12 protein-coding genes are annotated in these 11,322 nt (G+C 73.7%); 6 read left to right on the top strand and 6 right to left on the bottom strand.

Annotation, left to right across the window (positions count from 1 at the left end; translation table 11 throughout):
• Positions 1-174: 174 nt before the first annotated feature.
• Positions 175-465 (bottom strand): DUF3099 domain-containing protein, encoded by a 291-nt coding sequence (locus tag D5H75_RS04645; RefSeq protein WP_242453970.1) that lies wholly within the window; start codon positions 463-465, stop codon positions 175-177.
• Between the two features lie 89 nt (positions 466-554).
• Here D5H75_RS04645 and D5H75_RS04640 point away from each other — a divergent pair, with 89 nt between their 5' ends.
• Both D5H75_RS04640 and D5H75_RS43950 read left to right on the top strand, forming a co-directional pair.
• Entirely contained in the window at positions 555-770 is a 216-nt protein-coding gene (locus D5H75_RS04640) for a dodecin (RefSeq protein WP_119925023.1), read from the top strand.
• 221 nt (positions 771-991) lie between these two features.
• Positions 992-2,101, top strand: coding sequence for a linear amide C-N hydrolase (locus D5H75_RS43950; protein ID WP_119925022.1), 1,110 nt, complete (start codon positions 992-994; stop codon positions 2,099-2,101).
• A 182-nt stretch (positions 2,102-2,283) separates the two neighbouring features.
• On the opposite strand, the gene D5H75_RS04630 is transcribed toward D5H75_RS43950, so the two are convergent.
• Both D5H75_RS04630 and D5H75_RS04625 read right to left on the bottom strand, forming a co-directional pair.
• A complete protein-coding gene (locus D5H75_RS04630; protein ID WP_119925021.1) occupies positions 2,284-3,651 on the bottom strand; it encodes a metallopeptidase TldD-related protein in 1,368 nt (455 codons plus the stop codon).
• Positions 3,648-5,150: a TldD/PmbA family protein gene (locus D5H75_RS04625; protein ID WP_119925020.1), complete on the bottom strand. Its 1,503-nt coding sequence runs from the start codon at positions 5,148-5,150 to the stop codon at positions 3,648-3,650. Before D5H75_RS04625 ends, D5H75_RS04630 begins: the two co-directional genes overlap by 4 nt.
• Before the next feature lie 95 nt (positions 5,151-5,245).
• Between D5H75_RS04625 and fabG the strand changes: the two genes are divergently transcribed.
• Complete coding sequence (fabG, locus tag D5H75_RS04620) at positions 5,246-5,950, top strand: beta-ketoacyl-ACP reductase (RefSeq protein WP_119925019.1); 705 nt, start codon at positions 5,246-5,248, stop codon at positions 5,948-5,950.
• Positions 5,950-6,714, top strand: coding sequence for an enoyl-ACP reductase FabI (gene fabI / locus D5H75_RS04615; protein WP_202637800.1), 765 nt, complete (start codon positions 5,950-5,952; stop codon positions 6,712-6,714). The genes fabG and fabI overlap by 1 nt, the downstream gene beginning before the upstream one ends.
• An 85-nt stretch (positions 6,715-6,799) precedes the next feature.
• On the opposite strand, the gene D5H75_RS04610 is transcribed toward fabI, so the two are convergent.
• Together D5H75_RS04610 and D5H75_RS04605 are read right to left on the bottom strand one after the other, a co-directional pair.
• On the bottom strand, positions 6,800-7,645 hold the full coding sequence (locus tag D5H75_RS04610; RefSeq protein ID WP_147425062.1) for a hypothetical protein: 846 nt from the start codon (positions 7,643-7,645) through the stop codon (positions 6,800-6,802).
• A gap of 446 nt (positions 7,646-8,091) precedes the next feature.
• Positions 8,092-9,039 carry an aldo/keto reductase gene (locus D5H75_RS04605; RefSeq protein WP_119925016.1) on the bottom strand — a complete coding sequence of 316 codons (948 nt, stop codon included), beginning with the start codon at positions 9,037-9,039 and terminating at the stop codon, positions 8,092-8,094.
• Positions 9,040-9,101: 62 nt separating this feature from the next.
• On the opposite strand from D5H75_RS04605, the gene D5H75_RS04600 reads away from it, so the two are divergent.
• Both D5H75_RS04600 and D5H75_RS04595 read left to right on the top strand, forming a co-directional pair.
• Positions 9,102-9,923, top strand: a complete 822-nt coding sequence (locus tag D5H75_RS04600; protein ID WP_119925015.1) for an undecaprenyl-diphosphate phosphatase — start codon at positions 9,102-9,104, stop codon at positions 9,921-9,923.
• A 136-nt stretch (positions 9,924-10,059) separates the two neighbouring features.
• On the top strand, positions 10,060-10,410 hold the full coding sequence (locus D5H75_RS04595; protein ID WP_119925014.1) for a DUF1801 domain-containing protein: 351 nt from the start codon (positions 10,060-10,062) through the stop codon (positions 10,408-10,410).
• Between the two features lie 34 nt (positions 10,411-10,444).
• Here the strand turns inward: D5H75_RS04595 and D5H75_RS04590 are convergent, their stop codons facing one another.
• Complete coding sequence (locus tag D5H75_RS04590) at positions 10,445-11,260, bottom strand: SAM-dependent methyltransferase (protein WP_242453969.1); 816 nt, start codon at positions 11,258-11,260, stop codon at positions 10,445-10,447.
• Positions 11,261-11,322: the final 62 nt, after the last annotated feature.

Below are 11,322 nucleotides of genomic sequence, written 5' to 3'. Positions count from 1 at the left end.
GAGGGTGTCTGGGAAAAGGGCGACGCCGGGTGGTTACGGGGGCAAACCACCCGGCGTCGCATCATCGGCGTTCCGACGGGGGCCCGGAACGCCGGCATCAAGCGCTCCGACGGGGGACCAGAGCGCTTGATGCAAATCGTACACCTACTCCCCATGGGGTGCGTCAAGACTTTGTCACGACCCGATCTCGCGTCGGTGGCGCGGAATCTCGTTTTGGGGGGATTCGGGAGCCTCGAAGGCCGACATGTCCGGGACGTTCGAGGGCTCGCGTCCGCCGTTGGCAAAGATCACGGCGAAGTACGGCAAGACGATGGCGCCGACGGCGAACACCCAGCGCACGGGGTGGTCCACCACGACGGCCAGCACCAGGCAGAGCGTGCGGATCCCCATCTGGATGAGATATCGCCGCTCCCGGTGGCCGATGTCGGCCGTCAGCGACGGCGCCGCGTCGGTGACCGTGTGCACTTCGGGCCTTCTCCGCCACAACCTCACCTCTCCACGGTAATCCCTCCTGGTGGGAGCATGGGATCCGGGGGACTGATGAGGAGGGTGAGATGACCGACCGCACCTACCGTGTGACCGAGATCGTGGGCACGTCGCCGGAGAGCGTGGACCAGGCCGTCCGCAACGGGCTGCGCCGCGCCGCGGAGACCCTGCGCCACCTGGACTGGTTCGAGGTGACCGAGATCCGCGGCCAGATCGTGGACGGCGAGGTCGCCCACTTCCAGGTCGGCCTGAAGGTCGGCTTCCGCCTGGAGGACTCGGCCTGACCCGTCCCGGCGCGGGCTCCGCGGCGGGTCCCCGCCGCGCCGGGAAGCACGCCGGGAAGCGCGCCGGGCGGACCCGCCGGGCGGACCGCCATGAGGGCCCCGACGGGAGGGCCCCGCCGGGAGGGCCCCGCCGGGAGGGCGGCCGGGAGGGTGCCGGAAGAGGCCGGAAAGGGCCCGCTGGGGCGTTGCCCCGGCGGGCCCCGGTGAAGCACGCTTGAGGCGTGATCGACTCACCGCGCCGGCGGCGGGCCCCCGTCCTGCTCGCGGCGTTCCTCGTGGCGCTGTCCGCCGGGTGCGCGGGCGGCGCCCCGCCGCGCTCCGAACCGGGGGCCGGGCCGGGCGCCGGGCACGCCGCCCCGCGGGCCGCCGCGACCGCCCGGGCCTCGGGCGCGGAGGTGCTCAGGCAGACCCCCGAGGAGGTCGCCAGGACCGCCGCCAGCCTGCGCGTCCTCGACGAGCGGCACCCGCTGTACTCCATCACCTACCACGGCGGGTACGACCTGGAGGCCCCGCTGGAGGACGCGGACCTGGCCGACCGGTCGCGGGCGAGGTCGTGGGCGTGCTCGCTGTTCGTCGCGGCGGGCGACCGGGAGCGCCCGATGTTCGGCCGCAACTTCGACTGGCGCGACCGCCCGGCCATCCTGGTCCGCGCCGACCCGCCCGACGGGTACGCCTCGATGTCCCTGATGGACGTCGGCTACCTGCTCCCCGACGGGATGGGCCGGGCCGACCTGTCCGACCCGGTCGTGCGCCGCAGGCTGGCCCACGGCGTGCTCGCGCCGTTCGACGGCGTGAACGAGAAGGGCCTGGCCATCGGCATGGCGGCCGTTCCCGGCGACTCGCGGCCCTCGCCCCGCCCGGGCAAGGTCACCGTCGGCGGCGAGCGCGTCATCCGCATCGTGCTGGACCGCGCCGCCACCGTGGACGAGGCGATCGCCCTCATGCGCCGCTACGACCTGGACTTCGGCGGGGGCCCGCGGATCCACTACCTGATCGCCGACGCGACCGGCCGCTCCGCCGTGGTGGAGTACATCGACGGCGAGACGCGGGTCATCGAGCCGGAGAACCGCTGGCAGACCCTGACCAACACGCTCCAGTACGGCCGGCCCGCGAGCGCCCAGGACGATCGCTTCCACCGCGCCGAGGCCCGCCTGTCGGCCACGTCCGGCGTCCTGGACTGGCGCGGGTCGATGGACCTGCTGGAGAACCTGGCGCAGGGCCACACCCGCTGGTCGGTGGTCTACGACCTGCGCGGCGGCCCGGCCCGCCTCGTCCTCGGCAAGCGGTACGGCGAGGTCCGCGAGATCCCCCTCCGCGAGCCCGCCGCCTGACGCCCCGGGACGGGCCCCCGGTGGCCGAGGGCCGCGTGCGGCCTTTCCGGGCCCCTGACGGCCTTCCGGACACTCGCCGGGGTCCTCCGGACACTCGCCGGGGTCCTCCGGGAGACAGGCCCGGAACGCCGTACGGCGGAGCCCGGCGCGGGGCTCCGCCGTACGGCGTGGGGCGCGGGCCGTCAGGAGGCCTGGCTCACCGTGGACATGTTGAAGTCCGGGACGCGGACCGGGGGCATGATCGTGCGGGTGAAGTAGTCGTTCCACTCGCGGGGGAGGGTCTGCTCGCTGACGCCGACCTCCGACAGGCGGCGCAGCAGGTCCACCGGGCTCTCGTTGAAGCGGAAGTTGTTCACCTCGCCGACGACCTCGCCGTTCTCGACCAGGTAGACGCCGTCGCGGGTGAGGCCGGTGAGCAGGAGGCTCTGCGGGTCCACCTCGCGGATGTACCACAGGCAGGTGAGCAGCAGGCCGCGCTCGGTGGAGGCGATCATCTCCTCCAGCGAGCGGCCGCCGTCCGGGCCCCGCATGATCAGGTTGTCCACCGAGGGGGTCACCGGCAGGCCGGTCAGCTCGGCGCTGTGGCGGGTCTGCAGCAGCGCCTTCAGCTCGCCGTCGCGGATCCAGTCCACCGGCCCGAGGGGCAGGCCGTTGTCGAAGACCGAGGAGTCGCGGCTGGAGGCGTGGGCGACCACGAACGGCGCGCACTCGATGCCCGCGGCCGACGGGTCGCTGTAGAGCCGCAGCGGGGTGGGGGACAGGGACTCGCCCACCCGCGTGCCGCCGCCCGGCTTGGAGAACACCGTGCGGCCGTCGAAGGCGTCGCGCGCCCCCGCCGTCCAGTACAGGTAGATCATCAGGTCGGCGACGGCGCTCGGCGGCAGCAGCGTCTCGTAGCGGCCGGCCGGCAGGTCGATCCGGCGCTTGGCCCAGTCGAGCCGCTTGGCCAGGCCGTCGGCGAGCTCCTGGACGTTGACGTCGGAGAAGTCGCGCGTGGCCACGCCGCCCCAGGCCGAGCGGGCCAGGTCGGCGGACTTGGCGTTCAGCTCCAGGCGGCCCGTGGGCTGGTCGTGGCGCAGCCGCAGGCCCGTGGAGGAGCCGACGAACGTCGAGGTGACCGTGTGCTCGGCGAAGCCGTACAGGCGCCGCCCGCCCGACTCGGCGGCGGCGAACGCCTCGCCCAGGGCCGGCGCGAAGTCGGCGAAGACCTGGATCGAGGTGCGGGAGGGCTCGTCGGACCAGGTCGCGGAGGTGGCGTCGCCGAGCAGCGGGCGCGCGTCCTCGGCGGGGGCGGCCTCGCGGGCGGTCTTGTCGGCGGCGGCCACCACGTCGGCGAGCTGGTCGGGCCGCACGCCCGCGCGCGAGACCACGCCGGCGGAGCCGTTCACCACCGAGATCACGGTGAGCTGGGCCGACCGGGCCACGCCGTTGGTCGTGAGCGTGTTGCCCGCGAACCGCAGGTTGGCCGTGGATCCCTCGTCGGCGATCACGATGCACTGGTCGGCGCCGGACAGCTCCAGCGCGCGCTCGACCGTCTCCTGAGGCGTCATCGGCCGCCCTCCTGCACGGTGTTGAGAATGCGGACTCCGCGGAACAGCGCCGTGGGGCAGCCGTGGCTGACCGGGGCGACCTGCCCCGGCTGGCCCTTGCCGCAGTTGAAGGCGCCGCCCAGGACGTAGGTCTGCGGCCCGCCGACCGCCTCCATCGAGCGCCAGAAGTCGGTGGTGGTGGCCTGGTAGGCGACGTCGCGGAGCTGCCCGTCCAGCTTCCCGTTGGTGATCTTGTAGAAGCGCTGGCCGGTGAACTGGAAGTTGTACCGCTGCATGTCGATGGACCAGCTCTTGTCGCCCATGACGTAGATGCCGCGCTCGACCCCGGCGATCAGCTCGTCGGTGGACGGGCCGTTCTCCATCGGCTGGAGCGAGACGTTGGCCATGCGCTGGAGCGGCATGTGGCCGGGGGAGTCGGCGAACGCGCAGCCGTTCGAGTGCCCCAGGTCCATCATCTCGGCCATGCGCCGGTCGAGCTGGTAGCCGACCAGGATGCCGTCCTTGACGATGTCGAACTTCTTGGTCTGGACGCCCTCGTCGTCCCAGCCGATCGTGGCGAGCCCGTGCTCGGCCGTGCGGTCGCCGGTGACGTTCATGACGGCCGAGCCGTACTGGAGCTTGCCCAGGTTGTCGAACGTGGCGAACGAGGTGCCCGCGTAGGCGGCCTCGTAGCCCAGCGCCCGGTCCAGCTCGGTCGCGTGGCCGATGGACTCGTGGATGGTGAGCCACAGGTTCGACGGGTGCACGACCAGGTCGTACGCCCCGGCCTCCACCGAGGGGGCGGCCAGCTTCTCGGCCAGCAGCTCGGGGATCCGCGCCAGCTCGTCCTGCCAGTCCCAGCCGGTGCCCTGGAGGTACTCCCAGCCGCGGCCGGCCGGCGGGGCGAGCGTGCGCATCTCGTCGAAGCGCCCGTCGCCGTCCACCTTCATGGCGTTGAGCGCCGGGTGCAGGCGCACGCGCTGCTGGGTGGTGACCGTGCCCGCCAGGTCGGCGTAGAACTTCTGCTCCTTGACCTGCATCAGGGAGGCGCTGACGTGGTCCACCCGGTCGTCGGCCAGCAGGTCCGCGCTCCAGGCGGCCAGCAGGTCGGCCTTCTCGCGGGAGGGCACGTCGAAGGGGTCCACGTCGTAGGCCGAGACCCAGGTGACCTCGCCGTACACGGGCTCGGGGGCCAGCTCGATGGGCTCGCGGTTGACCGCGCGGGCGACCCGCGCGACCTCGATCGCCTGCTCGGCGACCGCGGCGGCCGACTCGGGGGTCAGGTCGATCCCGGCGGCGAAGCCCCAGGTGCCGTCCTTGACCACGCGTACGGCGAAGCCGAGGTCGTCGGCGTCGATGGAGCCCTCGAGGCGGGCGTCGTAGAGCCGCAGGGTCTCGGCTCTGACTCGTTCCAGGCGGAAGTCGGCGTGCTCGGCCCCGAGGTCGCGGGCGCGCTGCAGGGCGGCGTCCGCGAGCCGGCGCAGCGGCAGGCCGGTGAAGTCCGGGTCTATCTGGCGCATGTCAACGATCCTAGTGCCGCGATCTTGTGACCTGCGGACAACGGGCTTACCGGTGGGTAGCCGATAGCTTGGGCGGCGTAGAAAGGGGTCAACGTATGAGTCGCTCCGTGCTCGTGACCGGAGGCAACCGGGGGATCGGCCTCGCCATCGCCAGAGAGCTGGCCGCGGCGGGAGACAGGGTCGCGGTGACGCACCGGTCGGGGGAGCCGCCCGAGGGGCTGTTCGGGGTGCGTTGCGACGTGACCAGCACCGAGGACGTCGAGGCCGCGTTCAAGGCGGTCGAGGAGGAGCAGGGCCCGGTCGAGGTCCTGATCTCCAACGCGGGCGTCACCAAGGACACGCTGCTGCCGATGATGAAGGAGGAGGCGTTCACCTCCGTCGTCGACGCCAACCTCACCGGCGCCTACCGGGTGGCCAAGCGGGCCACCAAGGGCATGCTGCGCCTGCGCCGCGGCCGCATCGTGCTGATCTCGTCGGTCGTGGCGATGCTGGGCTCACCGGGGCAGACCAACTACGCCGCCTCCAAGGCCGGGCTGATCGGCTTCGCCCGGTCGCTCGCCCGTGAGCTGGGCTCGCGCGGGATCACCGTGAACGTGGTGGCGCCCGGCTTCGTCCAGACCGACATGACGGCGGTGCTGGCCGAGGAGTACCAGGAGCAGATCCGCAAGAACATCCCGCTCGGCCGGATGGCGAGCCCGGAGGAGGTCGCCCGGGTCGTGCGGTTCCTCGCAAGCGACGACGCCGCCTACGTCACCGGGGCGGTCGTCCCGGTGGACGGCGGCCTGGGAATGGGGCACTGATGGGTCTTCTCGACGGCAAGCGGCTGCTGATCACCGGCGTCCTCACCGACGCGTCGATCGCGTTCTCGGTCGCCCGGCTCGCCCAGGAGGAGGGCGCCCAGATCGTGCTGACCGGGTTCGGCCGGATGAGCCTGGTCGAGCGCATCGCCAAGCGCCTGCCCGAGCCGCCGCCGGTGCTGGAGCTCGACGTGACGAACCAGGAGCACCTGGACAGCCTGGCCGGCCGCGTCGGCGAGCACCTGGACGGCCTCGACGGCGTCGTGCACGCGATCGGGTTCGCCCCGCAGACCGCGCTCGGCGGCAACTTCCTCAACACCTCCTGGGAGGACGTCGCGACGGCGGTCCAGATCTCGACGTACTCGCTGAAGTCGCTGGCCGTGGCCTGCCTGCCGCTGATGAAGGAGGGCGGCTCGATCGTCGGCCTGGACTTCGACGCCACCAAGGCCTGGCCGGTCTACGACTGGATGGGCGTGGCCAAGGCCGGGTTCGAGTCGGTGTCGCGCTACCTGGCCCGCCACCTCGGCCCGCAGGGCGTCCGCGTCAACCTGGTCGCGGCCGGGCCCATCCGCACGATGGCGGCCAAGAGCATCCCGGGCTTCGTGGAGTTCGAGGAGACCTGGGGCGACCGCGCGCCGCTCGGCTGGGACGTCAACGACCCGGTCCCGGCCGCCCGCGCCTGCGTCGCGCTGCTGTCGGACTGGTTCCCCGCGACGACGGGCGAGATCGTCCACGTGGACGGCGGCGTCCACGCGATGGGGGCCTGATCCGCGGGCTCCGCCGCGCGCGCTCCCGCTGATCCGGCTCCGCCGTGCGCCCCCGGCCGCGCCGGGGACCGAGCCCCGCCTCCTGTCAGGCGGGGCGCTGGCGGTTGACGGGCTCGAAGGGCATGGACCCGGGCCGGGACGACTCGGCCTGGCGGGTCGAGACGATGCGCGTCGCCAGGACCGCCGACAGGAGCAGCGCCGCGGTCAGGGCCGTGCCGATCGCGTCGTACGGCTCGCGCGCGGGCGGGGCGGGCGTCTGGGGCGCGGCGATCGTCGGAGCCACCGGGCCGGGGCCCCAGAGCAGCGGCACCCGCGTGTCGCCGGTGTCGGCGGGCACGCGGCCCGGGGGCGGCGTCGCCCGGCCGGGGCGTTCCCGCGCCGCGTCGGGGTCCTTGATCGTCCAGGTGGAGGTGCGGTTCGGCCGGGGGCCGGCCGCGCCCTGGCCGTCCTCGCCCTTCGGCGGCGCGGCGGGGGCCGGGGACGCGCCGGACCCCTCGTCGTCCCGCTGCCCGGGCGCGGCGCCCTCGCGGTCGTCCTCGTCCTCGCGGTCCTCCTGGCGGCCCTGGCCGTCCTGGCCGTCCTGGCCGGAGCCGGGGAACTTCTCCTCGGCGTCCTTGGCGCCGCCCAGTGTGTCGCCGAGGGCGTCGTCCGCCGGCTTGGTGGCGTCCTTGGTCCCGCCGCCGGTGAGCCCGTCGAGCACGTCGGTCAGCCCGTCGGCCACCTCGCACAACCCGCCGGTGAGCCCGCCGAGCAGCCCGTCGCCGCCGGGGCACTCTCCGCCCCGCACGGGGGCCGCGGGGGGCGGGGGAGGTTCCGGGGGCCCGTCCGCCGCGGCCGGGGCGGCGAGCAGGACCGACAGGCCCGCGAACGCCCCTGCGACGGACACGATCAGCCCGCCCGTGGTCGTCCGCGCCCGCATGTGCCTGACCATCGTCTCCACCCCTCGGCGCCTCCCCGCAGGCGATTCGCGCAGCCCGCGTCGCTCCGACCCCGCCGCCACGAGATCGGACCAACAGCCTCAGTTTTGTGCTTCTGACCCGTTTTCCGCGGCAGGCGTCCGCTCTTCGGTATCGAGGTGTAATACGCGAGGTCTTCTCTCGTTATCCGAGCGCCCCGGTCCTCCCCGTCCCGCCGCAGCGCACAACAGTAGCCATCGGCCCGCCGCGCCCCGCCGACCTGGCGCCCGGAACCCCCGAACTTTGCGCACACCTTGCCCCGTCCCGCGTCCGCCTGTCCCCACCGTACGGCTCGCGCCCGCGTCCCGTCCGCCGAAGCCGCCCGGCGCGCGCCGTACGGCATGAGCCGGGCGGTGAAGGGACGGGCGGGGGCCGGAAGGGAGCCCGGGAGTCCCGGGAGAAGGGCGGGGCAGGGGCGCCGTCAGTCGGAGGAGACGTCGTCGAGCGCCTCGCGGATCTCGCGGGGGAGGGTGAGGTCCTCGGCCTGGAGGACGCCGCGGAGCTGGGCGGCGGTGCGGGCGCCGACGATGGCGGCGGCGACCCCGGGCCGGTCGCGGACCCAGGAGAGGGCGACGGCGAGCGGGGACACGCCCAGGCCGTCGGCGGCCGTCGTCACCGACTCGACGATGCGGCGGCAGCGCTCGTCGTCGAGGTAGGGCCGGACGAACTCGGCGAAGTGGGGCGTGGCGGCGCGGGAGTCCGCGGGGATGCCGGTGCGGTACTTGCCGGTGAGGACGCCGCGGCCGAGCGGGGACCAGGCGAGCAGCCCGGCCCCGGCGTGGGCGGCGGCGGGGATGAGGTCCTGCTCGGGCTCGCGGGCCAGCAGGGAGTACTCCGCCTGGGCGGCGACCAGGGGCGTGCGGCCCGGCACGGCCCGCTGCCAGGCGGCGGCGTGGGCGAGCTGCCAGCCGGTGTAGTCGGCGACCCCGGCGTACAGGACGCGCCCGGAGGACACGGCGGCATCCACGGCGGCGAGGGTCTCCTCGATGGGGACGAAGTCGTCCCAGCCGTGGAGCTGCCACAGGTCCACGTGGTCGGTGCGCAGCCGCTCCAGGGACGCGTCCAGGGCGGCCAGCAGGTGGCGGCGGGAGGCGTCGCGGGGGCGGGGCCCGGTGGGAGTGAGGACGGTCTTGGTGGCGAGCACCATCTCGCTCCGGGGGACCGACTCGGCCAGCAGGCGTCCGACCAGGCGCTCGCTGTCGCCGGCGCAGTAGACGTCGGCCGTGTCGATCAGCGTGCCGCCCGCCTCGGCGAACGCGGCGAGCTGCCCGGCCGCCTCCTCGGCGTCGGTGTCGCGGCCCCAGGTCATCGTGCCCAGGCCGAGGCGGGAGACGGACAGGCCGCTCCGCCCGATTAGTCGCTGATCCATGCTCATTGTCGCGCCAACGATACCGGTCACGCCCGGCCGCACGCTGTATAGGCTGGGCCGACGTGGGGGCGTTGGAAGCGATCGTGCTCGGAATCGTCCAGGGACTCACCGAATTCCTGCCGATTTCCAGCAGCGGGCATCTGCTGTTCGTGCCGAGGCTCGCGGGCTGGCCGGACCCGGGGGCGGCGTTCACGGCCGTCATCCAGCTCGGCACGATGCTGGCCGTCGTGCTCTACTTCTGGCGCGACCTGGCGCGCATCGCGTTCACCTGGGCGCGCAGCCTGTGGCGGCCGGAGCTGCGGGCCTCGCTGGACGCGCGGATGGGCTGGTACATCACGCTGGGCACGATCCCGATCGGGGTGGCCGGGCTGGTCTTCGACGACGAGATCGAGGGCGCGGCGCGCAACCTGTGGCTCAACGCCTCGATGCTGATCGCGCTGGGCCTGGTGCTGCTGCTGGCCGAGCGCGTGGGCGCGCAGAGCCGCCGGGTGGACCAGATCACGCTGCGGGACGGGCTGGTGGTGGGCCTGTTCCAGGCGCTGGCGCTGATTCCCGGCGTGTCCAGGTCCGGCGCGACGATCACCGGCGGCCTGTTCCTGGGCCTGACCAGGGAGGCCGCCGCCCGGTACTCCTTCCTGCTGTCGGTGCCGGCGGTCGTGCTGTCGGGCCTGTACGAGCTGCGCCACGTGGGCGCGGGGGGCGGCCCGCCGGTCGCGCCCACGGTGATCGCCACGGTGGTGTCGTTCGCCGTCGGCTACGCCTCGATCGCCTGGCTGCTGCGGTTCCTGGTGCGCCACTCCACCCTGGTGTTCGTGGTCTACCGCGTGGCCCTGGGCGTCTTCCTGCTCACTCTCCTGTCCCTCGGCGTGATCGCCCCCTCCTGAGCCCCGCCGCGCTCGGGATCGGGGAGATCGCCGCGAATCGCCGTGGATCGCCCGGAACCGGTGGCGGTGGCGGCCGTCCGGCGGGGAAGATCACGAAGACGCGATCATTTCGGGGCATTCCGCCGAGGAGGTGGCCGTGGGGAACCCGGCCGTGGACGAGTACGTCGAGAGCAGGCTCCAGCCCTGGCAGCGAGAGATCGTCGCCGAGCTGCGCGAGGTGATGCGGGAGAGCGCCCCGGAGGCGGCGGAGGTGATCAGCTCCGGCTCGCCGGCGTGGCGCGGCGCGAAGATCCTCGCCATCATCAGCCCCAGCAAGACCCACGTCACGTTCGCCTTCGAACGGGGCGCGGAGTTCACCGACGAGCACGGCCTGCTGGAGGGCTCGGGCAGGCGCACCCGCCACGTCAAGATCAAGCCCGGGGCGGACGTGAACCGCGACGCTCTCCGCTCCTACATCGCCCAGGCGGTCGCCCTCGACTCCGCGTAGCCGGGGCGGGCCGCCGTGCCACTCCGGTGACCGGTCAGGGGACGCGGGCCACGCCGCAGACCGCGCCGGCGCCGGGGTGGACGGGCTGGGGGGCGTCGCCGGGGTCGGGACGCCAGTCGGCGAGCGGGACGACCCCGGGCGGGAGCAGCTCCAGGCCGCCGAACAGGGCCTCGATCCGGTCGGGGGTGCGCAGGTCCAGGCTGCCGGCGGTGACGGGCCGGTAGACCTCGGCGCCCTCGCGCACGTCGTCCTCCGACATCGTGCCCGAGGTGGCGTGGGAGATCACCAGGTGGCTGCCGGGGACCAGGGGCGCGCGGAAGCCCTCGACGATCCGGCGCGCCTGCGCGTCGTCGGGGACGAAGTGCAGCACGGCCAGCAACAGCACGGCGACCGGTTCGGAGAAGTCCAGCAGGGCGCGGACGCCGGGGTCGGCGAGGATCTTCTCCGGCTCGTGCATGTCGCCCTGGACCACGCCGGTCCGGTCGTCGTCCTGGAGCAGCGCCCGCGCGTGGACCAGCACGATGGGGTCGTTGTCGACGTACACCACGCGCGAGTCCGGGGCGGCGCGCCGGGCGACCTGGTGGACGTTCTCCTGGGTGGGGAGGCCGGCGCCGATGTCGAGGAACTGGCGGATCCCCGCCGCGGCGAGGTACCGCACGGCGCGGCCGAGGAAAGCGCGGTTGGCCCGGGCCAGCTCGGGCACGTTGGGCGCGATCTCCAGGATCTTGGCCGCCCCCGCGCGGTCGGAGGCGAAGTTGTCCTTGCCGCCGAGGTAATAGTCGTACATCCGCGCGACACTCGGGGTGTCGGGGTCGATCACCCACTCCGGCGCGCGCTCCTGCTCCGCCACCTGACCTCCAGAGTCCCGTCCTAGGCGGAGCTTACGGCCTGCCGCCGGGACAAGTGATCATT

The sequence above is a fragment of the Bailinhaonella thermotolerans genome (assembly GCF_003594875.1).
In the GTDB taxonomy this organism is placed as follows: domain Bacteria; phylum Actinomycetota; class Actinomycetes; order Streptosporangiales; family Streptosporangiaceae; genus Bailinhaonella; species Bailinhaonella thermotolerans.
The sequence above is the reverse complement of the archived record's forward strand: the minus strand, read 5'-3'. Positions and strand labels throughout refer to the sequence as shown.